The following is a 21,005-nucleotide window of genomic DNA, read 5'->3' as shown; positions in this document are numbered from 1 at the left end:
AAACCGATGAACATCGACCACTTCAAGAACACCGCCGAAATGGCCCTGGAAGACGTCAACCCGGTGGCCGTGCCGCTGGGCGAGCCCCATGCCGTGACCCGCAGCCACGGCGTCGAGCGCGCCGACGGCGTCGAGGCCGGCGTGTGGGAGTGCAGCCCCGGCCGCTGGCGCCGGCAGATCGTGCAACAGGAGTTCTGCCACTTCATCGCCGGTCGCTGCACCTTCACCCCGGACGGCGGCGAGCCGATCGAGATCCGCGCCGGCGACGCGCTGATGATGCCGGCCAACACCACCGGCGTGTGGGACATCCAGGAAACCGTCAGGAAGACCTTCGTGCTGATCTATTGATCGGCGCAGCCCCGAGTCACTGCCTAACAAGAACAATCGACGAGGTAACCCCCATGCTGAAGAAACTCCTCCCGCTGATGCTCGTGGCGTCGGCCAGCCAGGCCGCCGAGAGCGTGCGCATCTACAACTGGACCGACTACATCGCCCCGGACACCCTGAAGAACTTCCAGAAGGCGAGCGGCGTGGCCGCCCACTACGACGTCTACGACAGCAACGAGACCCTCGACGCCAAGCTGATGGCGGGGCGCTCCGGCTACGACGTGGTGTTCCCGTCCAACCACTTCATGGCCCGGCAGATCCAGGGCGGCGCGCTGAAGAAGCTCGACCGCAGCAAGCTGCCCGGCTGGAGCAACCTCAACCCGGTACTGCTCAAGGCGCTGGAGACCAACGACCCGGGCAACCAGCACGGCTTCCCGTACCTGTGGGGCACCACCGGCATCGGCTACAACGTGGACAAGGTCAGGGCCGTGCTCGGCGACGGCGTGGCGGTGGACTCCTGGGACCTGATCCTCAAGCCCGAACAGCTGGCCAAGCTGGCCCAGTGCGGCGTGGCGATCCTCGACAACGGCCCGGAGATGCTGCCCATCGCCCTGCACCAACTGGGCCTGCCGCACCACAGCCAGAACCCCGATGACTACAAGAAGGCCGAAGCGCTGCTGATGGAGATGCGCAAGAACGTGCGCTACTTCCATTCCTCCAAGTACGTCGGCGACCTGGCCAACGGCGACATCTGCGTGGCCGTGGGCTTCTCCGGCGACATCATGCAGGCCGCCAGCCGCGCCGCCGAGGCGGGCAACGGGGTGAAGATCGAGTACGTGATTCCCAAGGAAGGCGCGCCCATGTGGTTCGACATGGCGTCCATGCCGGTCGACGCGCCCAACGAGGAGGCCGGCTACGCCTTCCTCAACTACCTGCTGCAGCCGGACGTGGCCGCGTCCATCAGCAACCACGTGCACTACGCCAACGGCAACCAGAAGGCTGATGCCCTGGTCGACCCGGCGCTGCGGGCCGACAACAAGGTCTATCCGCCGGAAGAGGTAATGACCAAGCTGTACGCGCTGGAGGCCATGCCGCTGAAGATCGACCGGGTGCGCACGCGCATCTGGACCAAGGTCAAGAGCGGCACCTGACGGTGTTCCCACCCGGTGATCGTCACCGGGTGGGGAGGCATCACTGGCTGTAGGTCTTGAGGAAGTTGCCGATGCGCCCGATGGCCTGTTCCAGATCGTCGACGCGGGGCAGGGTGACCACCCGGAAGTGATCCGGCCACGGCCAGTTGAAGGCGGTGCCCTGGACGATCAGCAGCTTCTCGGACAGCAGCAGGTCGAGGACGAACTTCTCGTCGTTGTGGATCGGGCAGACTTTCGGGTCGATCTTCGGGAAGGCGTACAGCGCGCCCATCGGCTTGACGCAGCTGACCCCGGGAATGTCGTTGAGCAGTTCCCAGGCGCGGTTGCGCTGCTCGAACAGCCGGCCCTGGGGCAGCACCAGGTCGTTGATGCTCTGGTAGCCGCCCAGCGCCGTCTGGATCGCATGCTGGCTGGGCACGTTGGCACACAGGCGCATGTTGGCGAGGATGTCGAGGCCCTCGATGTAGCTCTGCGCGCGGTGTTTCGGCCCGGAGATGATCAGCCAGCCGGAGCGGAAGCCGGCCACCCGGTAGGACTTGGACAGGCCGTTGAAGGTCAGGCACAGCACGTCCGGCGCCAGCGACGCGGTGGAGATGTGTTGGGCCTCGTCGTAGAGGATCTTGTCGTAGATCTCGTCGGAGAACAGCACCAGGTTGTGCTGGCGCGCCAGTTCGACGATGCCTTCCAGCACTTCCTTGGAGTACACCGCGCCGGTCGGGTTGTTCGGGTTGATCAGGACGATGGCCTTGGTGTTGCTGGTGATCTTGGCCTTCATGTCGGCCAGGTCGGGGAACCAGCCGGCCTGCTCGTCGCACAGGTAGTGCACCGGCTTGCCGCCGGAGAGAGCCACGGCGGCGGTCCACAGCGGGTAGTCGGGCGCCGGGATCAGCACTTCGTCGCCGTTGTTGAGCAGAGCCTGCATGGCCATCACGATCAGCTCGGACACGCCGTTGCCGAGGTAGATGTCCTCGATGCCGACGCCCTCGATCTGCTTCTGCTGGCAGTACTGCATGACCGCCTTGCGAGCGCTGAACAGCCCCTTGGAGTCGCTGTAGCCCTGGGCGGTCGGCAGGTTGCGGATTACGTCCTGGAGGATTTCCTCGGGGGCCTCGAAACCGAACGGCGCCGGGTTGCCGATGTTCAGCTTGAGGATGCGGTGGCCTTCCTCTTCCAGGCGTTTGGCGTGCTTGAGCACCGGCCCGCGGATGTCGTAGCAGACGTTGGCGAGCTTGTTCGATTTGCTGACCTGCATGATGCTGTATCCCGAAATGAAGAAAATGTCGCTGGCGACGCGGGAAGGATCGATCCGTGCCCGCCGTAACGCGGCGGACGGACTGGCGTCCAAGGAGGGACGCATGATACGTGCGGCCCGATGCCCGGAAAAGGTACAGGCCGGGCTTTTTTCTGCCCCTGAGGTGTACTCCATGGAAAAGATCGAGAAACCCCTGGAAGCCTGGCGCGACGAGCTTTCCGACGCCCAGTTCCACGTCTGCCGGCTGGGTGGCACCGAGCGTGCCTTCACCGGCGAATACCACGACAGCAAGGTGCCTGGCATCTACCACTGCGCCTGTTGCGGCGAGGCGCTGTTCGACTCCGACGCCAAGTACGATTCCGGCAGCGGCTGGCCCAGCTACTTCCAGCCGGTCGGCGACAAGGTGATCGCCGAGAAGGAGGATTTCAGCCACGGCATGCACCGCATCGAGGTCAGGTGCGCCAAGTGCGATGCCCACCTGGGCCACGTCTTCCCCGACGGCCCCCGGCCGACCGGCCTGCGCTACTGCATCAACTCGGTGGCGCTCAAGCTGGAGCCGAGGGACAGCTAGCGCCCTGGGGCGGCCCGCCACTGGCGGGATTCGAGCAATTGAATTGTGTTCAATTCAATTGCTCGCTATATTCCACGCTTTTCCACCGCAGCGGAGCCGCAGGCCATGAGCGACAAGCTTTTCGATATCCCGGTCACCACCATCAAGGGCGAGCAGAAGACCCTCAAGGACTTCGGCGGCAAGGCCGTGCTGGTGGTCAACACCGCCAGTAAGTGCGGCTTCACCCCGCAGTACAAGGGCCTGGAGAGCGTCTGGCAGCAATACCGGGACAAGGGGCTGGTGGTGCTGGGCTTCCCCTGCAACCAGTTCGGCAAGCAGGAGCCGGGCGACGAGGGCGCCATTTCCGAGTTCTGCGAGCTGAACTTCGGCGTCAGCTTCCCCCTGTTCAAGAAGGTCGACGTCAACGGCAGCGACGCCCATCCGCTGTACGTCCAGCTGAAGAAACGCGCCCCGGGCCTGCTCGGCAGCCAGGGCATCAAGTGGAACTTCACCAAGTTCCTGATCAGCGGCGACGGTACCCAGGTCAAGCGCTTCGCCCCGACCACCAAGCCGGAAGAGCTGACCGCCGAGATCGAAGCCCTGCTGAAATGAACGCCCCGCAAGACATCGAAGCGCAGCTGCTGCTGGACAACCAGCTGTGCTTCAAGCTGTACGCCGCGTCCCGGGCGGTGATCCGCGCCTACAAGCCGATGCTCGACGAGCTGGGCCTGACCTACCCGCAGTACCTGGCGATGCTGGTGCTGTGGGAATGGCAGGCGCGGCCGCCGGAGCAGGCCACGGTCAAGGCGCTGGGCGAGCGCCTGATGCTCGACTCCGGCACCCTGACGCCGCTGCTCAAGCGCCTGGAACAGCTGGGCCTGGTCCAGCGCCGGCGCTCCAGCGTCGACGAGCGGGAACTGTGCCTCGCCCTGACCGACTCGGGGCTGGCGCTGAAGGACAAAGTGCTGCCGCTGAAGAACCGCCTGCTGTGCGAGAGCGGGGTCGACATGGCCGAGCTGGACGGCCTGCGCCAGGGGCTGGGGCAGCTGCTGACCCTGGTCACTGCTCGGTCGTGAGCGGCAGCCAGGTGTCCAGCAGGGCGGCCAGGTCCTCGCGACGGAAGGGCTTGGCGAGGTAGTCGTTCATGCCGGCGGCCTGGCAGTGCTCCCGCTCGTCCGGCAGGGCGTTGGCCGTCAGGGCGATGATCGGCAGTCCCGCCCACTGGCCGTGCTGGCGGATGCGCCGGGTCGCTTCGTAGCCGTCCATCACCGGCATGTTGCAGTCCATCAGCACCAGGTCCACGGGGTGCTGCTCCAGGTAGGCGATGGCCTCGCCGCCGTGGCCGGTCACCGCCACCTCGCAGCCCAGCTTGGTCAGCATGCCCTTGGCGACCATCTGATTGACATGATTGTCTTCTACCAGCAGCACCCGGGCCTGGCGTGGGCGGCTCGGCTGCCCATCCGGCGGCGTGGTGCTGGCCGCCTGGTGCGGCAGCAGCAAGCGCTGCAGGGCGTGGTGCAGCTCCAGGCGGGACAGCGGACGCGGCAGTTGCTCGAACGGCGCCAGGCTGGCGCTCTGCTCGCCGGGGATGAAGGTGCCGTAGGCCGACACCAGCAGCAGCGGGCTGGCGAAGCGCTGGCGCAGCGCGGGCAGGCGCTCGGGCTTGTCGCAGATCAGCAGGTCGACGGGTTGTTCGCCCGGCATGGCGTCGTCGTCCAGGCGCTGGTAGCCCAGGCCCCAGATCGGTAGCCAGCTGTCGAGCAGCTCCGCCAGGCCGCTGCCAGGCTTGCACAGGGCGACCACACGCCCCGGCAGGGCCGGCCAGCGGATGACCGGGGCGTGGGCCGGCAGGGGCAGGGTGGTGCTGAACTGGCTGCCGAAGCCTTCTCGCGAATCCAGGGTGAGCTGCCCGTTCATGGCCTCGCACAGGCGCCGGGTCAGCGCCAGGCCCAGGCCGGTGCCGCCGAACTGGCGGGTTATGCCAGCCTCGGCCTGGATGAAGGGCTGGAAGATGCGTTTCTGCGCCTCCTCGGGGATGCCGATGCCGGTGTCGCTGACGAGGATGCGCACGCCGCCGGGCGTGGGCGAGACGCGCAGGTCGACACGGCCGAAGCGGGTGAACTTGAGGGCGTTGGACAGCAGGTTGCTGACGATCTGCCGCACCCGGGTGGGGTCTCCGAGCACCAGGGCCGGCAGCCGTGGGTCGATCAGGCAGGTCAGCTCCACCTGCGGCGCGGTGTTCTGCGACAGCAGGCTGGCGGTTTCCTCCGCCAGCGTGCCGAGGTCGAAGGGAATGCTCTCCAGCTCCAGCTGACCAGCCTCGAACTTGGACAGGTCGAGGATATCGTTGAGCAGGTCCACCAGGACCTTGCCAGAGTCGTGGGCGATGGACAGCTGCTGGCGCTGTTCGCTGCTGAGCGGTCCGTCCAGCGACAGCGCCAGCATGCCGAGCAGGCCGTTGAGCGGGGTGCGGATCTCGTGGCTCATGTTGGCCAGGAAGGCGGCGCGGGCCTGGGCCATTTCCAGGGCCGTGCTGCGCGCCCGCTCCAGTTCCTGGTTGGAATGGGTGAGGCGGGCGTTGGTCGCCTTCAGCTCGGCGGTGCGGGACGAGACGATGTTCTCCAGTTCGGACAGGTGCTGGGTCAGGCGGTCCTCGGCCTCGCGGCGCTGGCTGATCTCCTGGTGGGTGTTGGCCAGCTGCAGGTTGGTCACCGCCACCAGCGTGCCCACCTCGTCCAGCTCATGGCCGGGCGGGCATGGCACCGGCGAGAAGTCGCGGCGCGGGTCGCGGTCGCTCAGGGCGCGGATCACGCCCACCAGCGGCTTGGTCAGCATGGCGTAGAACAGCACCAGCAGGATCATCGACAGCAGCAGGCTGCGGGCGAAGCCGGTCATCATCGTGAGCAGGGCGCGGCGCAGGAAGTGGCTGCCGAAGGCGTAGGTGTCCACTTCCAGGCGCAACACGCCGAGGGACTCGTCGGGCGCGTGGCTGACGAACAGCGGATCCTCGAACAGGCGCCGCTCGCCGAACAGGAAGTCGCTGAACATCCGGTAGCGGCTCTCGACCGGCGGACGATCCACCGAGGCCAGCACCAGACCGCTGTTGTCGATGATCTCCGCGCGCATCACCGCGGGCGAGCGCAGTAGGCCAAGCACCAGTTCCTGGGCCAGTTCGGCATCGATGTTGTAGGAGATGCGTGCGGCCGGGTTATGGCTGATTTCCAGAAGAGACTGGATTTCCCGGTCGATGGAGGCGTCTTCGCTGGCATAATCCAGTCCCACCTGGATCAGGCTCAGCAGGGTACCCAGGATGAAGGCCACCAGCACCGTCAGTTTGGCCTGCTTGTAAGACAGGCGATGGGTCAGAGAAATATCCATCGGTGCGGCGGTTGAGTCCTTGATTACTGGCTTTCCATGGGGCCTGCTGAGGTTCGGCGGCGTACGCCGAAACGCCAACAGACCCTAGCATAGCCCATGGCGCCGGATCATCGGCAGGGGCGGATATTCAGGGCAATGGGGTGGAGTGGCTGTACCCCCTCGTCGTCCCCGCGAAGGCGGGGAACCAGGAATGCAGCGTCTTGGCCTGCGCGCGGATTCCCGCCTGCGCGGGAGTGGCCGGGTTGCCTATCGTATAGGGCTTTCACCCGAATGCCCTGGCGGATATTGAGGAGTAAGTCGTGGATTCTCGCTTGAACAGTTTTCTGCAACGTGCCGATGCCGTGCTGGAGCGTCTGGAACCCCTGTTGCCCGCCGTGCGCGTGGCGCTGGACTGGGACAGCGTCATTGCCGCCCGCTGGCAGCGCGAGGGGCGCAGCGGATTCCTGCAGCCGCTGCGGGTGAGCCTGGACCTGAATCTATCCGATCTGGTCGGCGTGGACACCCAGCGCGAGCAGTTGGCGCGCAACACCCGTCAGTTCGTGCAGGGCCTGCCGGCCAACCACGCGCTGCTGTGGGGTGCGCGGGGCACCGGCAAATCCTCGTTGGTGCGCGCGCTGCTGGCGGAGAACGCCGGCGTCGGCCTGCGCCTGATCGAGATCGAGCGCGACCACCTGGCCGACCTGCCGCGCGTGGTGGAGGCCCTGGCCGGCCTGCCGCAGCGCTTCGTGCTGTTCTGCGACGATTTGTCGTTCGAGTCCGGCGAGGGCGACTACCGAGTGCTGAAGAGCGTGCTGGACGGTTCCTTGGAGCGGGCGCCGGACAACGTGCTGCTGTACGCCACCTCCAACCGCCGCCACCTGGTGCCGGAGAAGGAGAGCGACAACGACAACTGGCAGCATGTCGAGGGCGAGCTGCACCCGAGCGAGGCGGTGGAGGACAAGATCGCCCTGTCCGACCGCTTCGGCCTGTGGATTTCCTTCTATCCCTTTACCCAGGAGCATTTTCTCGCGGTGGTGCGCCACTGGGTCGGTGTGCTGGCGGGTCAGGTCGGGCTGCACTGGGAGTGGAGCCACGACCTGGAAATCCTTGCCATCCGCTGGGCGCTGGGACGTGGCAATCGCAACGGCCGCTGCGCCTACCAGTTCGCCCGCAGCTGGGTTGGTCAGCAACTGCTGGAGGCCGGACAGTGATCGATTTGCAGCAAGTGGGGCAGGGGCGCGAGGGCTACGAGCTGCTGGCAGCGCAGTTGGAGGCGCTGCTGGCTGGAGAGCGCGATTTCATCGCCAACGCGGCACAGTTCGCCGCCTTCCTGTTCAGCGAGGTCGACGGGCTCAACTGGGCGGGCTTCTACCTGAACAGGAACGAGGAACTGGTACTCGGCCCGTTCCAGGGCAAGGCGGCCTGTGTACGCATCCCCTTCGGGCGTGGCGTGTGCGGCGCCGCGGCGAGCACCCGGCAGACCCAGCGGGTCGAGGATGTGCACGCCTTCCCCGGTCACATCGCCTGCGACAGCGCTTCCAACAGCGAGCTGGTGGTGCCGCTGGTGAAGGAGGACCGGTTGATCGGCGTGCTCGACCTGGACAGCCCGCATCTCGGGCGATTCAGCGTCGAGGACCAGGTCGGCATCGAGCGGCTGGCGGAAATCTTCCTGCACCTCAGCGACTGCTGACGCACGTAGACGTAGGGTGCGCTGCGCGCACCCAGAAATGGGCTGAGAGTCTTTCAACGTCACCACAGCGGGATGGCAGGCCATAAAAGGCCATGTCCCTGCTACGCATTGGTGGCGCAATTCTGCTCTTGTGGGAGCGGCTGGGCGGCATTCCGATTGGCCGCGAAATTCGCGGATAATCTGCTCCCACAAGGTATGCAACATTTAACGGTGACATAGCCTTTTTCTTGGCTATGTACCCGTTACGTGTTGTAGCGCCCGAGCCCATTCTGGGTCCCCGCCTGCGCGGGGATGACGAGGTAGGGGGGGGAATTTCCGGAACCGTCATTCCCGCGCAGGCGGGACAGCAGCTGTATTGCTGAACAGCGCTTGCGCTGGCCCGAAGGGGAATAATCCAGGAGCAGGCAACTGCAGCGCTCAGATAAAGGGCCTTGACCACGCATCGCGTAGGGTGGGGTCAGCCGCTTGCCGGCGTAACCTATCGGCTATGTCGCAATCTATTGCTCTGGTGGGTTACGGCCTGTGGCCTAACCTATCCTACGAGCTCCTATTGATATGGCAGGCAGGCCGTTTCCGCAGGCCAGCTGTAGAGCTGCAACACGCAACGGGGACATAGCCATAAAAAAGGCGCCCGGAGGCGCCTTTTTCGTGTGCTTGCGATCAGCCCAGGTGTTTCTGGTCCAGCTCGATGGCCTTCTCCAGGGTCTCGAGCAGCGCCTTGCGCACCTTGAGTTTGGTGTTCTTGTGCGCAGTCATGTTGATCTTCTTCAACTGCTGGGCGGCGGCCAGGGCGGCGGCCTGCAGCTGCTCGGCCGGCACCACCTTGTCGAGGAAGCCGGCGTCCACGGCGCCCTGCGGATCGAAGATTTCGCCGTTGATCACCGAACGGTGGAAGGCGGCCTTGCGCAGGCGGTCACGGGCCAGCTCGATGCCGGCGTGGTGCATGGTCATGCCGATCTGCACTTCGTTCAGGCCGATGTTGAACGGACCTTCCACGCCGATGCGGTAGTCGCTGGAGAGCAGGATGAAGGCGCCCTTGGCGATCGCGTGGCCCGGGCAGGCGACGATGATCGGGTAGGGGTGGCTCAGCATGCGATGCGCCAGGGTGGAGCCGGCGGTCACCAGCGCCACGGCGTTCTGCGGACCGGAAGTCATCACCTTGAGGTCGTAGCCGCCCGAGAGAATGCCCGGCTGGCCGGTGATGATCACCACGGCGCGGTCCTGCACAGCCTGATCCAGCGCGGCATTGAAGGCGGCGATCACATCTGGGGAGATGGCGTTCACCTTCCCGTTGTTGAGAGTCAGGGTGGCGATGCCGTCTTCGAGTTGATAGCTGATCAGGTCGCTCATGGCGGAAGTCCTAGTCCAGGTTGCGGGAAGTGGCGCTGACGTTACCCAGCACCGGGCCAAGGGTAAAGCGCTTTGGCTGACCATGGGGTCATCCGCCCGCCCGTCGGTCGTCGCCTATCGGCGCCATCGGCATTGTCGATTGGCTGCTATACCGAGCTGTGACTTAGGTTGGCCGCGAACCTGAGGAGCGCCCCCATGCCCCGTATCGTCCCCTTTCTATTGTCGTTGCTGCTGGTCGGCCTGACGGTCCTGGCCGCCACACCCTATAGCCACAGCCAGTCCGGCGTGCTGCAGCTGTTCCTGTTCAGCCTGTTCGTTTCCCACGGCTTCCTGCTGTTCGGCGGCCGTCGCTTCGACGCGAACCAGACGAAACCCCACCGCTCCGCATAAGCGTATGAATCGACTGAAAAAATATTTTGCATTCGGAAAACCGTTCGGCTACATTAGCGCGCCTCGACGGACCAGACTGGTTCGGCGAGATCCGGTGAAGTGTCCGAGCGGTTGAAGGAGCACGCCTGGAAAGTGTGTATACGGGAAACCGTATCGAGGGTTCGAATCCCTCCTTCACCGCCAGAACCCAATGCTAAGGCCCTGAAAACTAACGAGTTTTCGGGGCTTTTGCTTTTCAGGCCCTCGAACGTCTCGAGGAAGTGTCGAGAGCCGGCGCTATTCGCAGTGCGACCAGAGCCTGAGCACCTTCACCGTCTGCTCCTCCTGCAGCACCTGATACACCAGGCGATGCTGGATATTGATGCGCCGCGAGTAGGCGCCGGCCAGATTACCGACTCGCTTTTCGTAAGGGGGCGGGTTCTGGAAGGGGTTGTTCCGCGCTACTTCCAGCAGCGCTTTCGCCTTGTTCTTCGAGCCAGCAGCCGCCAGCTTCTGCGCCTGTTTCGTGTAGACGAGTTGCCAGGTCACCAGTCCAGTTCCTTAGAGCGGCTCGGCCATACCTTCCTTGATCGACTCGCGCATGCCAGGGATGGACAGCAGATAGGGCGTTTCCTGGATGGCTTCCCAATCTTCGGCTGAGAGCAGCACGGAGCTGGTCCGCTTGCCGGAGATCATGATCGGTTGGTGCGATTCGGCCGACTGGTCCGTGAGCCGATAGAGGTTGGTGCGGGATTCGCTTGCGGTGAGTGCTTTCATGGGAGGTGTCTCCAGCGCCATGTCAAACACCTGGTTAAAGGTGTAAGTGCATCATTGAACCCCACCCGACAAAGAACAGCACAAAAAACGCAATGGCCGAATAGCAAATGCACGCTACGATCTTGCCGGTTGTGCCTGTTTGAATTTTAATAATTGCTATGTTTCCCCAAAAGAAAGAGAAAACAATGGGTAAAAATATAAATATATAAAAGATCCTAGTTTCTCCAATTTGTGATGGAGGGTGGAAAAGGCTTCTTATATATCCGCCGGCAACCGCAAAAAAACTGGAAGCCACAATGGTGAGGCAATTCTTATAAAACTGGCAATGATGGTTCTTGCAAGTGGGTATCGTGTCATGAGTGTCTCCCGCTGGGCTGCTGGAAACTGGCTAATGTTTTCTCTTCATGAGACTTCCAATACCCTTCGAGAGGGCAGGCGCTTGCATGCGCCGACACCAACAGCAAAGCGATTGTCAAGGCTCGTGGAATGGTTTTCATATGATGTTCAGCTTTTAGGAGATGAGCGCGGCACTTATCAACACCGTGAAGCGGGTGGCACCGTCAAATTTGAAAGCTACGAGGCTGGAAGGTTGAATGTCTAGAGGCTGTCGGAAAAGTGTCGAAATCACTGAGCCGGATAGAGGCGAAGCGAGAGCCGAAGGAGCAATGGGGCAGCAGAATGATAGGGCTTACGACGAAATGGCACGGGAAATCCCTTCTTCTGTCAGATCAATTCCAGTGTTAAAGGTCAGCCACCGAACGGCATTGCGGAGTGATGTCATTTAGTCCGGAGGTGGATCGATGTTTGGAGCCTCAGGAATTGAAGGCCCAACTGCTCCCCGCTGCGGGCTGTGTCATTTTGCCATCACCGCTGGTCGGAGACCCATCGGTCACCATGCTCCCTTGGAGGTACCTCTATTGCATGCGCGTACCCGACCTCTATAGCATGCGCACCGCATCACAGAATGACATCGTCAAACCGATGGACCCGTAGAGGCCCGCAGTCCGCGATGTCCGCAACACCTTGGCGGCCGGGTTTGGTCGTGTAGTCGGGGACTGGGAATGACACAGGATTTCGTGCTGTACGCGCTCAAGGATGCGCTTCTTACGGCAGCCGTGGTGGCTGCTCCATTGCTGTTGGCCATTCTCATCGTCGGCCTGCTGATCAGCATCATCCAAGTTGCCACCCAGGTTCAGGAAATGACCCTCACCTTTGTGCCGAAGCTGGCGGTGAGCGTGGTCATGCTGCTGGTGTTTGGTGGCTGGATGATTGCGACGCTACGGCAGTTCGCGCTCTCCACCATCACCCAAAGCGCCACCCTTTAGCTCAGCTCCAGGGACGTCGCTGTGCTTACGGCTTTCGCCATCAATACCTTGCTGATCAGCGTGCGGCTGACTCCGTTGATAGTCGCTGCGCCGGTGGCTTTTTTCGCGCGTGTTCCGCTGATGGTGCGCATGCTGCTGGCGCTGACTTTGGCGGCAGTGATGGCGGGTGCCCTGCCGGAGCGGGCCGTCGAGCTGTCGCCGGCGGTGATCGCCGGCGAGCTGCTGGTAGGAGTTGTTATGGCCTTCGGTTTCCATGCCGCTCATGCCGCGCTGGATTTTCTCGGCAAGCTGGTGGATACGCAGATCGGCCTCAATGCCGCGGGTGTGTTCGACCCCGGCACCTCGAATGTCACCGGGATCATCGCCGAGTTCCTGGTGCTGGCTTTCGCCATGTTGTTCATCGCCCTCAACCAGCACCATGAACTGCTGCGGGCCTTCAGCGGGCTGCTGACAGTGGTTCCGCCGGGGAGCGTATCCCTGGCCGTGCTTTCCATTCCTCTGGTGCAGATACTGACGCAGCAGTTCCTCCTGGCGCTGATGATAGTGGCACCGGTGGTAGTGACCCTCTGGTTGGTCGATATCGCATTCGCGTTCATGGCGCGCTCCATGCCCCAGGCCAACGTCTACTTCCTGGCTCTGCCGGTGAAGCTGTCTCTCGGGGCGCTGGTCCTGTTGCTGTCGCTGCCGCTGGTGGTGCAGCGCATTCCTCTGTTGTTCGAGCGGGCCCTTGGCTTCGGCGCGTCCATTCCGGGGGCGCCATGAGCAGCCAGGATCAGCAGGACAAGAGCGAAGATGCGACTCCCTACAAGCTGGAGGAGGCGCGCAAGAAGGGGCAGGTGGCGCGTAGCCAGGAACTGTTGTCGTTCATGATGGTGCTCGCCTTCCTGATGGTGTTTTCCGCCACGGTCTATCAGTTGGCCAGCGTGTTTGCCATGCACTCTCACTGGTGGCTGGGCAATGCCGGCCATATGGGGCGGGACTGGGGTTATCTGGCGGCCCAGGGCGGCCATAGCCTGCGCGAGATCGCCTATGCGCTGCTGCCCCTGATCGGCGCCTTGGTGCTGGTGGCGGTGGTGACCAACCTCATCTTCAACGGCCCCGTGTTCTCCAGCACCCCGTTGAAACCTGACTTCAAGAGGCTCAACCCGGTTACCGGCCTGAAGCGCATGTTTTCCAGGCGGATGCTGGTGGATCTGCTGAAGGTCGTGGTGAAGGGGCTGCTGTTCGGCCTGGTGCTGTACTACGTGGCCCAGGGTCTGGTTCCCGAGCTGCTCGGCCTGGCCAGCTCTTCTCCTCTGGAACTGCCTCAGGCGGTCAAGCAACTGATGATGAAGGTGGGCTTCGCGGTGCTGCTGGTGATGGCCGCCGCGGCGCTGTTCGACATGTGGTATTCGCGCAAGGAGTACGCGCGGCAGATGCGCATGAGCCGGCGGGAGCTGAAGGACGAGTACAAGCGCCGCGAGGGTGATCCCGAGATGCGCTCCAAGCGCAAGAGCGTGCAGCAGGAGCTGTTGAGCAAGGCAGCCGCGCTGGGCAAGGTCAAGGACGCCGACGTGATCATCGTCAATCCCACCCACTACGCCGTGGCTCTGCAGTATCGGCCCAGCCTGATGCGCGCACCCGTGGTGCTGGCCAAGGGGCGCGGCCTGCTTGCCAGGCGCATCTGCTTGTTGGCTCGCCGACATTCAGTGCCCATCCTGCGCCGCCCGCCACTGGCTCGCGCGCTGTATGCCGTGGGGCGCATAGATGCAGCCATTCCCGATGCCATGCAGAACGACGTGGCCAGCGTCTATCGCTGGATCATCTCCATCCCCGGCAACAAGGTGGTGATGGGATGATGCAACTGTGGAAGCGCGTCCTCAGCGAGGGCAACGACCTGCTGCTGGCGGTGGCCGTGATCGGCGTGCTGCTGGTGTTGTTCACGCCGATACCCACCGGCTTGCTGGACCTGCTGTTGCTGACCAATTTTGCGGTGGCACTGCTGGTTCTGCTGGTGACCTTCGATACGGACAAGCCGCTCAGCTTCTCCACCTTCCCATCGCTGCTGCTGATGACCACGCTGCTGCGCCTGGCACTGAACATCGCGGCTACCCGTCTGATCCTGACCGACGGCGATGCGGGCAAGGTGATCGGCGCCGTCGGCACCCACGTGGTGGGTGGCAACTATGTCATCGGCTTCGTGGTGTTCCTGATCCTGGTGGTCGTGCAGTACGTGGTGGTCACCAGCGGCGCGCAGCGGGTAGCGGAGGTGGCCGCACGCTTCACCCTGGACTCCCTGCCGGGCAAGCAGATGAGCATCGATGCCGATCTGAACATGGGCATCATCGATCAGGACGAGGCCAAGCGTCGCCGGAGCCAGCTGGAGCGTGAGTCCAACTTCTACGGTGCCATGGATGGTGCTTCCAAGTTCGTGAAGGGCGATGCCATCGCCGGCATCGTGATCATCGCCATCAACATCATCGGCGGCCTGTCCGTAGGCATACTGCAGAAGGGCATGAGCTGGGGCGAGGCGCTGCATCACTACACCTTGCTGACCGTGGGCGACGGCATCGTCACCCAGATTCCGTCGCTGATCATCGCCGTCGCGGCGGGCATCATCATCACCCGCGCGGCTACCGATGCACGCCTGGGCGAGGAACTGGGGCGACAGGTTTCTTCCTACCCGAAGACCCTGGTCGTGGTGGCCGTGGTGACCTTGCTGCTGATGATGCTGCCAGGCCTGCCCATGCTGCCGCTGCTGCTGCTGTTCTTGGCCTTCTCCGGCGCGGCCTGGTACTCCTTCCGCAAACTGAACAAGTCAAAGAGCGGCCAGGATGCCGAGAGCGATGCCGATGCCGATGAGGAAGGCGAAGGTGCGGAGCAGACCGGCGGTGAAACCTTCGAGCTACGTCTCAGCGCCGACCTGGCCGCCCAGGTACTGACGGCTACCAGCACGCTCAACCTGCGCATCGAGAACATGCGCAAGCAGTTCGCGCGCGACTATGGCTTCAGCCTTCCGCAACTGCATGTGCAGTTGGAGAAGAAGCTGCAGGCCGGTACCTACCAGGTCTGCATACGCGGCGCCTCGGTGGCCAGCGGCGAGCTGGAGCTGGACAAGGTGCTGGCGATCAATCCGGGGGGCGTGACCCTGACCCTGGAGGGAAGGGCGACCAAGGAGCCGACCTACGGTCTGAATGCCCAGTGGATCGTGCCGGCCTTGCGCAGCCAGGCACGTTCCGCCGGCTATACGCTGGTGGAAGCGGACACCGTATTGCTCACCCACCTTTCCGAACTGGCCAAGCGCTATGCGCCGGACTTCCTCAGCCGCGCGGAGACCGAGCGTCTGGTGGAGAGGAAGCGTGCCGCACTCGGCAGCCTGGTGGATGAGCTGGTGCCCCAGGTGTTGAGCTACTCGGATATCCAGCGCGTACTGCAGCTGCTCCTGAAGGAGCAGGTACCGATCCGCGGCCTGGAAACCATCCTGGAAGTGCTGGTCGACCTGGGACGGAGCAACAAGAACACCGAGGATCTGGCCGAGCGCGTGCGCGAGCGCCTGGGCGCTGCGCTCTACGAGCGCCTGCTCGACCAGGGCGGCGAACTGAACGTACTGACGCTGGCGCCGCAGCTCGAGGGCTACATGCTGTCGGCCGCGCGCCAGCGCGAGGCGGGTGGTGGCGGTCCGCTGTTGCCCGCGCAGGAGCTCGACCGCTTCGTGGCCGCCGTTGCCAAGGAGGCCGAGCGCCAACTGGTCGGCAACCGTCAGCCCGTGCTGCTTTGTGCCGCCCCCCTGCGCAGGGTACTGCGTGCCTTCCTGTGGCGGGCCGTCCCGCATATGGCCGTGCTGTCGGTCAACGAAATCGGTCAGCATGCGCGGGTCACCTCGGCCGGCATGATTGACCTGCCTGGATTCCCGGCCTTGGAGGCGTCATGACTGATCTGATCATGCAACTGGCTGGGGTCATCCAGCGCGATATCGATGGCCTCACCGACGTCTCGCACAACGTCGCCAATGCCAACAGCGTGGGCTACAAGTCGAGCCGCGCCTTCAACGTGTTTTCCCCACTGCTTCCCGTGGACGGGATGCGCCAGGGGCTCGATGCGGTCCAGGCGCGCTCCTATGTCGATCCCGCTGGCGGCGCCCTACAGACCACCGGGCGGGTCACCGACCTGGCCCTGGCGGGCGATGCCTGGTTCGTCCTGCAGACCCCGGACGGGGCGATGCTGACCCGCGATGGGCGCTTCCGGGTGGACGCCGCCGGATACCTGGTCGGCGACCAGGGATACCCGCTCATGGGGGACGACGGCCCCATCCAGGTGAGAGGCGGCGAACTGGTGATCGATGGCGCCGGCGTCGTGCGCGTGGACGGACGGGAGGCGGGGAGGATCAGCGTGATGCGGGTCCATGCCCCCCACAGCGTGGAACCCATGGGCAATGGCCTGTACATCTCCCACTCCCCGCTGTTGCCGGCCAAGGATTTTGTCCTGCATCAGGGCATGCAGGAGCGCTCCAACGCTGCTCTGGGCAACGACATGGTGCGGATGATGGAGGCGACCCGTCACGTGGAGAGCATGCAGCGCGCTCTCTCGGCCTACGACGGCATGCTGGACAGCGGAATCAACCAATTGGGCAAGGACTAGGGAGAGGGATCGAATGATCGACGCACTGAGTATCGCCAGCTCCGGGTTGGCGGCCAACCAAGCCTGGATCGACAGCATTTCCAACAACGTCGCCAACATGCAGACCATTGGCTACAAGCGTAGCGAGGTCAACTTCCACGACATGGTCCGTGAAGTGACCGTGCGTGACGAAACCGGCGCGATCGGCTCCCGTCTCAATGCCGGCGCCGGCATCCGGGTTTCCGATCCGGTGCAGATATTCAGCCCGGGCGTCGTCAGGTCGAGTGGCAACGAACTCGACGTGGCGATCCAGGGGGATGGTTTCTTCGAGGTGGCGCTGCCCACCGGCGAACTCGCCTACACCCGTGCCGGCCGCTTCCACGTGGATGCCGATGGCCAGCTGGCCATGGGCAACGGCCAGGTGCTGAGCGCAGGCGTGAGGGTGCCGCCGGATGTCGGCAAGCTGGTGATCAAGCAGGACGGCCAGGTGCAGGGCACCCTCGCCGAGACCGAGGAAGTCATCAACCTGGGGCAGATTCAGCTCGCCAGGTTCGCCAGCGCCGAGCGCCTGGAGAAGCTCGGCGACGGTCTTTACCGACCGACCCAGCTGAGTGGCGAAGCCTCCTACTCGGAGCCGGGGCGAGATGGCCAGGGCACCTTGCTGCAGGGGTTCGTCGAGATGTCGAACGTCAACCTGATCGACGAGATGAGCGGCCTGGTCCTGGCCCAGCGTGCCTACCAGATGAATGCCCGCCTGCTGCAGGCGAGCGACCAGATTCTCGAAACCATCAACAACCTGCGCCGCTGATATGAAGCCTGGTCGACTGTTCTGCCGGATGCTGGCGATCGGATGGAGCGTCCTCGCGCTGCCTGCGTTCGCCGGCGCCTGCGTGGCCTCCACGCCGGAGCCACGTGCCCTGCAGAAGGAGATCGAGGCGCAGCTGCGCCAGGCCGCCGGCTCCGGGGAGTGGCAGCTCGAGCTGGAGCCGATGGGTGCGTTGCCCGCGTTGTCGCAGCCGTCTGTGCGCGTGCTGGGCCCGGGCCTGCGCAGCCGAGTGGCGGTGGAGCTGTCTGGCGAGGCGTGCGGCCGTCATCAGGTGAGCACGGTCTGGTTCAAGCTGCGGGCCTATCGGGAGGCCTGGGTCTATGGGCTGAACACGAAAGCGGGGCGGCCCCTGGCTGCCGCGCAACCACGGCGGGAGCTAGTCGACCTGGCCGGAGCCCAGATGGTGGCCGGTGATCTCGTGGAAGAGCCGCAAGGACTTTGGTTGACGCAGGATGTGCGGGCCGGGCAGCCGGTGCTGGCGCGCCAGCTGCAGCCGGAACCACTGGTGAAGCGGGATGAAGTGGTGCGGGTGGTGGTGCTGGCGCCCGGGCTGGTGGTGAGTGCGCAAGGCAAAGCCATGCGTCCGGGCATGCTGGGCGAGAGCGTACCGGTGCTGCTGGAAGGGGCTCGCTCGAGCCTGGTCGCGGTCGTGGCGGGTAGAGGAGAGGTACATGTCGGGCAGCAATAAATGGGGCTTGGTGATGCTCTGTCTGGTGATGCCGCTGGCTGGCGCACAAAGCCTGATCGATCCGGATGGCTATCGGGCCCTGACGGGAGACCGGCGTGGCTATCAGGTCGGGGAGACCCTGACGGTACTGGTGGTCGAGTCCACCAATGCGGAGAGTTCGGCCGGTACCGGGGCGGACAGCCAGACCGCCATAGGGGGCGGGGCCAACACCGACAGCAGCAGTCACCAGTTCAGTCTGAGGCTGACAGGCAATACCGATGGTATCGGCCAGACCCGTCGCCGCGGCCAGGTCCGTGCCAACGTGGCGGTGCGCATCGTCGAGCAGCTGCCGGAGGGCCTGCTGCGCGTCAGTGGTGTCCAGGCGGTGACTATCAATGACGAGCGCCAGCGCATTCGTGTCGATGGCCTGGTACGGCCGGACGACATCAGCTACGAGAACACCGTGTTCTCCTATCGGCTGGCGGAAGCGCAGATCGACATCGTCGGTGATGGCGTAGTGGCCGATGCGCAGAAACAGAACATCTTCTACCGGGCACTGAAATGGCTGCGAATCCTATGAGGCTGCTGACTACCGTGGCGATCGCGGCCCTCATGGGCCTGTGCCAGTACGCCAGCGCGGATGTACGGATCAAGGAGCTGGTGCGCATCCAGGGCGTCCGGGACTATTCGGTGATTGGCTATGGCCTCGTCGTGGGCCTGGCCGGCACCGGCGACAGCGATCGCAACCGGGCGACCCGGCAATCGCTGGTCAACACCCTGAAGAACTTTAACGTGAACGTGGCCGACGGCGACCTCAGTGCGCGCAATACCGCCGCGGTGATGATCACCGGCAACCTTCGTTCGTTCAGCGAATCCGGCGACAAGATCGATGTCGAGGTCTCCTCGCTGGGGGATGCGCGCAGCCTGCTGGGCGGCACGTTGCTGATGACGCCTCTCTACGGACCCGACGAGAAGCTCTACGCGCTGGCCCAGGGCCCCATCTCGGTAGGCGGGTATGCCTTCGAGGCCAACATGAACACGGTGCAGAAGAACCATCCGACCGTCGGCCGAATCCCCCGCGGCGCGAGCGTCGAGCGCTCCGCATTCACCGGTGATGAGGGTGGCGAGCGCAATCTGGTGCTGGTCCTGAACGAGCCCGACTACACCACCGCCCAACGCATCGCCGATGCGCTGGCTGCCGACCTTGGGATCGCTGGCGTACGTGTGGTGCATGCCGCCAAGGTCGAGGTGCCGGTAACGCCGGGCACCGCTCTGCCGCGCCTGATCTCCCGGGTGGAGCACGTTGCGGTGGCGCCGGACTATGCCGCCAGGGTAGTGGTCAACGAGCGCACCGGAACCGTGGTCGCAGGCGCTAACGTACGTCTCGGCGAGGTGAACATCTCCCAGGGCAGCCTGAACGTGGTGGTGAGTACCCGGTTCTCGGTATCCCAGCCGGGCTGGAACTATCACGCCGGGCCTGGCGTGCGCACCGTGGTGGTTCCGGAGACGGACCTCAGCGTGACCGAGGAGCAGCGTGCGCCGGTGCAGCTGGCACAGGGCGCGACCGTGGGCGATCTGGTCCAGGCGCTCAGCCGCATCAAACTGAGCACGGCGGAAGTCATCACCGTGCTACAGGCGATCAAGCAGGCCGGTGCCTTGCACGCCGAGCTGATCATTCAATAAGGAGCAGCGATGTCAGCAGATATGGGACTCACCATCGACGCCGTGCACCTGGCCATGAGCCTGGAGCATGCCCGCGCCAAGATGGCCGCGCACAACATCGCCACGGCCAATGTTCCCGGCAGCCGGGCGACACGCCTGGATGTCGGCACGCCGCTTTCGCAGCTGCGCGCTGTCCGCGGTGATGCGGCACTCTTCGCGCAGACGCTGGCGGGGCTGCGTGCCAGCGACCTGCAGGCCTACCACCAGCCGTTCCCCATCGATGCCCCCCTGGCACTGGATGGCGAGGTCGCCGAGATGTCCGCGGCAAGCGGTCGCTTCCAGGCCCTGGCCGATGGCGTTTCCCGCCAGTTCGCGCTGATGCAGCTGGCGATCAAGGGAGGCCGCTGATGGAACTGGAGAACATCGGCGATGTGATTCGCAACGCCATGGCCTATGAGCGCAGCCGTGCCGAAGTGGCCAGCTACAACATGGCGATGGCCAACGTGGCGATCGCACCCGGCCAGGTTTCCCCGTTGCTGCGGGTCACACCACCTACATCGTTTGCCGATCGCCTGGGAGCCATGTCTTCCGCCGTCGAGCCTCAGCTCGGCGCGGCGGTGCGTGAAGTGCACGAGCCCTCGCACCCGCTGGCCGATCTGGATGGGATGGTGCACTACCCGCGCGTCGAGGCAGCCACCGAGATGGCGACCCTGGTATCGGCGACGCGCGCCTACGAGGCGAACATTCGCGCCTACAACAGCCTGCGGGCCATGAACCTCAAAGCCTTCGACATCGGTAAGTGACATGACGACAGCCATTTCCCCCATCTCCCTGAGCCCGGAGGCAACCGGCGCACTGGCGCTGGAGCCTCAGCAGGTCTCCCGAGCGGACTTCAGCGAGCTGCTGAGGACCGGCGCAAGCACACTGGTAGCCGACAGCAATCGTGCGAGCGAGCTGCTATCGGCCTACGCGGTGGGCGAGAACATCGCGCCGCATGAACTGGTCATGGCCATGGAGCAGGCGAAGCTCTCCATGCAGTTGGCCGTGGAGGTCCGCAACCGAGTCGTGGACGCCTATCAGGAACTGACACGGTTGCAGATCTGACC

At 64.3% G+C, this 21,005-nt stretch carries 26 protein-coding genes and 1 tRNA gene; 22 read left to right on the top strand and 5 right to left on the bottom strand.

Annotated features, from left to right (window positions below; genetic code table 11):
- Positions 1-6 precede the first annotated feature (6 nt).
- Both N7640_RS17870 and N7640_RS17865 read left to right on the top strand, forming a co-directional pair.
- The gene (locus tag N7640_RS17870) at positions 7-348 is read left to right on the top strand and encodes a cupin domain-containing protein (RefSeq protein ID WP_220814895.1); all 342 of its coding nucleotides are present in this window, start codon (positions 7-9) and stop codon (positions 346-348) included.
- Positions 349-401: 53 nt separating this feature from the next.
- On the top strand, positions 402-1,478 hold the full coding sequence (locus N7640_RS17865; RefSeq protein ID WP_279905110.1) for a polyamine ABC transporter substrate-binding protein: 1,077 nt from the start codon (positions 402-404) through the stop codon (positions 1,476-1,478).
- A gap of 40 nt (positions 1,479-1,518) precedes the next feature.
- Here N7640_RS17865 and N7640_RS17860 read toward each other — a convergent pair whose 3' ends face one another.
- Complete coding sequence (locus N7640_RS17860) at positions 1,519-2,730, bottom strand: pyridoxal phosphate-dependent aminotransferase (protein WP_220814862.1); 1,212 nt, start codon at positions 2,728-2,730, stop codon at positions 1,519-1,521.
- A 172-nt stretch (positions 2,731-2,902) separates the two neighbouring features.
- On the opposite strand from N7640_RS17860, the gene msrB reads away from it, so the two are divergent.
- The 3 genes from msrB to N7640_RS17845 all read left to right on the top strand — a co-directional run bounded on the left by msrB (position 2,903) and on the right by N7640_RS17845 (position 4,356).
- A complete protein-coding gene (msrB, locus tag N7640_RS17855; RefSeq protein WP_279905114.1) occupies positions 2,903-3,301 on the top strand; it encodes a peptide-methionine (R)-S-oxide reductase MsrB in 399 nt (132 codons plus the stop codon).
- 105 nt (positions 3,302-3,406) lie between these two features.
- On the top strand, positions 3,407-3,892 hold the full coding sequence (locus N7640_RS17850; protein ID WP_279905115.1) for a glutathione peroxidase: 486 nt from the start codon (positions 3,407-3,409) through the stop codon (positions 3,890-3,892).
- Positions 3,889-4,356, top strand: coding sequence for a MarR family transcriptional regulator (locus N7640_RS17845; protein WP_279905116.1), 468 nt, complete (start codon positions 3,889-3,891; stop codon positions 4,354-4,356). Before N7640_RS17850 ends, N7640_RS17845 begins: the two co-directional genes overlap by 4 nt.
- Here N7640_RS17845 and N7640_RS17840 read toward each other — a convergent pair.
- Positions 4,340-6,658, bottom strand: a complete 2,319-nt coding sequence (locus tag N7640_RS17840; protein ID WP_279905117.1) for a response regulator — start codon at positions 6,656-6,658, stop codon at positions 4,340-4,342. The genes N7640_RS17845 and N7640_RS17840 overlap by 17 nt on opposite strands.
- Positions 6,659-6,957: 299 nt before the next feature.
- On the opposite strand from N7640_RS17840, the gene N7640_RS17835 reads away from it, so the two are divergent.
- Both N7640_RS17835 and N7640_RS17830 read left to right on the top strand, forming a co-directional pair.
- Positions 6,958-7,848, top strand: a complete 891-nt coding sequence (locus N7640_RS17835) for an ATP-binding protein (RefSeq protein ID WP_279905118.1) — start codon at positions 6,958-6,960, stop codon at positions 7,846-7,848.
- Positions 7,845-8,327 (top strand): GAF domain-containing protein, encoded by a 483-nt coding sequence (locus N7640_RS17830; protein ID WP_279905119.1) that lies wholly within the window; start codon positions 7,845-7,847, stop codon positions 8,325-8,327. Before N7640_RS17835 ends, N7640_RS17830 begins: the two co-directional genes overlap by 4 nt.
- Positions 8,328-8,987: 660 nt before the next feature.
- On the opposite strand, the gene N7640_RS17825 is transcribed toward N7640_RS17830, so the two are convergent.
- Complete coding sequence (locus N7640_RS17825; protein WP_279905120.1) at positions 8,988-9,677, bottom strand: crotonase/enoyl-CoA hydratase family protein; 690 nt, start codon at positions 9,675-9,677, stop codon at positions 8,988-8,990.
- 195 nt (positions 9,678-9,872) lie between these two features.
- Between N7640_RS17825 and N7640_RS17820 the strand changes: the two genes are divergently transcribed.
- Both N7640_RS17820 and N7640_RS17815 read left to right on the top strand, forming a co-directional pair.
- Positions 9,873-10,067 carry a hypothetical protein gene (locus N7640_RS17820; protein WP_279905121.1) on the top strand — a complete coding sequence of 65 codons (195 nt, stop codon included), beginning with the start codon at positions 9,873-9,875 and terminating at the stop codon, positions 10,065-10,067.
- Between the two features lie 93 nt (positions 10,068-10,160).
- Positions 10,161-10,250, top strand: a tRNA-Ser gene (locus N7640_RS17815).
- 93 nt (positions 10,251-10,343) lie between these two features.
- Here the strand turns inward: N7640_RS17815 and N7640_RS17810 are convergent.
- Positions 10,344-10,595: a Txe/YoeB family addiction module toxin gene (locus N7640_RS17810; RefSeq protein ID WP_279905122.1), complete on the bottom strand. Its 252-nt coding sequence runs from the start codon at positions 10,593-10,595 to the stop codon at positions 10,344-10,346.
- A 12-nt stretch (positions 10,596-10,607) separates the two neighbouring features.
- Positions 10,608-10,823: a type II toxin-antitoxin system Phd/YefM family antitoxin gene (locus tag N7640_RS17805; RefSeq protein ID WP_279905124.1), complete on the bottom strand. Its 216-nt coding sequence runs from the start codon at positions 10,821-10,823 to the stop codon at positions 10,608-10,610.
- Positions 10,824-11,064: 241 nt separating this feature from the next.
- Here N7640_RS17805 and N7640_RS17800 point away from each other — a divergent pair, with 241 nt between their 5' ends.
- From N7640_RS17800 to fliE, 13 genes are all read left to right on the top strand, one after another.
- Positions 11,065-11,424, top strand: a complete 360-nt coding sequence (locus N7640_RS17800) for a hypothetical protein (protein WP_279905125.1) — start codon at positions 11,065-11,067, stop codon at positions 11,422-11,424.
- Between the two features lie 460 nt (positions 11,425-11,884).
- Entirely contained in the window at positions 11,885-12,148 is a 264-nt protein-coding gene (locus tag N7640_RS17795; RefSeq protein ID WP_279905126.1) for a flagellar biosynthetic protein FliQ, read from the top strand.
- A gap of 21 nt (positions 12,149-12,169) precedes the next feature.
- Positions 12,170-12,910 carry a flagellar biosynthetic protein FliR gene (locus N7640_RS17790; protein WP_279905127.1) on the top strand — a complete coding sequence of 247 codons (741 nt, stop codon included), beginning with the start codon at positions 12,170-12,172 and terminating at the stop codon, positions 12,908-12,910.
- On the top strand, positions 12,907-13,986 hold the full coding sequence (locus N7640_RS17785) for an EscU/YscU/HrcU family type III secretion system export apparatus switch protein (protein WP_279905128.1): 1,080 nt from the start codon (positions 12,907-12,909) through the stop codon (positions 13,984-13,986). The genes N7640_RS17790 and N7640_RS17785 overlap by 4 nt, the downstream gene beginning before the upstream one ends.
- Positions 13,983-16,058 carry a flagellar biosynthesis protein FlhA gene (locus N7640_RS17780; RefSeq protein WP_279905129.1) on the top strand — a complete coding sequence of 692 codons (2,076 nt, stop codon included), beginning with the start codon at positions 13,983-13,985 and terminating at the stop codon, positions 16,056-16,058. Before N7640_RS17785 ends, N7640_RS17780 begins: the two co-directional genes overlap by 4 nt.
- Positions 16,055-16,765, top strand: a complete 711-nt coding sequence (locus N7640_RS17775) for a flagellar hook-basal body complex protein (RefSeq protein WP_279905130.1) — start codon at positions 16,055-16,057, stop codon at positions 16,763-16,765. Before N7640_RS17780 ends, N7640_RS17775 begins: the two co-directional genes overlap by 4 nt.
- Before the next feature lie 13 nt (positions 16,766-16,778).
- Complete coding sequence (locus N7640_RS17770) at positions 16,779-17,552, top strand: flagellar hook-basal body complex protein (RefSeq protein WP_279905131.1); 774 nt, start codon at positions 16,779-16,781, stop codon at positions 17,550-17,552.
- A gap of 28 nt (positions 17,553-17,580) precedes the next feature.
- Complete coding sequence (gene flgA, locus N7640_RS17765; RefSeq protein ID WP_279905132.1) at positions 17,581-18,258, top strand: flagellar basal body P-ring formation chaperone FlgA; 678 nt, start codon at positions 17,581-17,583, stop codon at positions 18,256-18,258.
- Positions 18,242-18,817: a flagellar basal body L-ring protein FlgH gene (locus N7640_RS17760; RefSeq protein WP_220815875.1), complete on the top strand. Its 576-nt coding sequence runs from the start codon at positions 18,242-18,244 to the stop codon at positions 18,815-18,817. Before flgA ends, N7640_RS17760 begins: the two co-directional genes overlap by 17 nt.
- Complete coding sequence (locus tag N7640_RS17755) at positions 18,814-19,920, top strand: flagellar basal body P-ring protein FlgI (RefSeq protein WP_262880410.1); 1,107 nt, start codon at positions 18,814-18,816, stop codon at positions 19,918-19,920. Before N7640_RS17760 ends, N7640_RS17755 begins: the two co-directional genes overlap by 4 nt.
- Before the next feature lie 9 nt (positions 19,921-19,929).
- Positions 19,930-20,307 carry a hypothetical protein gene (locus N7640_RS17750; RefSeq protein WP_220815873.1) on the top strand — a complete coding sequence of 126 codons (378 nt, stop codon included), beginning with the start codon at positions 19,930-19,932 and terminating at the stop codon, positions 20,305-20,307.
- Complete coding sequence (locus tag N7640_RS17745) at positions 20,307-20,702, top strand: flagellar basal body rod C-terminal domain-containing protein (RefSeq protein ID WP_279905134.1); 396 nt, start codon at positions 20,307-20,309, stop codon at positions 20,700-20,702. Before N7640_RS17750 ends, N7640_RS17745 begins: the two co-directional genes overlap by 1 nt.
- Before the next feature lies 1 nt (position 20,703).
- Positions 20,704-21,003, top strand: coding sequence for a flagellar hook-basal body complex protein FliE (fliE, locus tag N7640_RS17740; RefSeq protein ID WP_220815871.1), 300 nt, complete (start codon positions 20,704-20,706; stop codon positions 21,001-21,003).
- The last annotated feature ends 2 nt before the right edge of the window (positions 21,004-21,005 follow it).

This window comes from Pseudomonas sp. GD04015 (genome assembly GCF_029837675.1).
Taxonomy (GTDB): domain Bacteria; phylum Pseudomonadota; class Gammaproteobacteria; order Pseudomonadales; family Pseudomonadaceae; genus Aquipseudomonas; species Aquipseudomonas paralcaligenes.
This window is presented reverse-complemented; position numbering and strand designations above follow the sequence as displayed.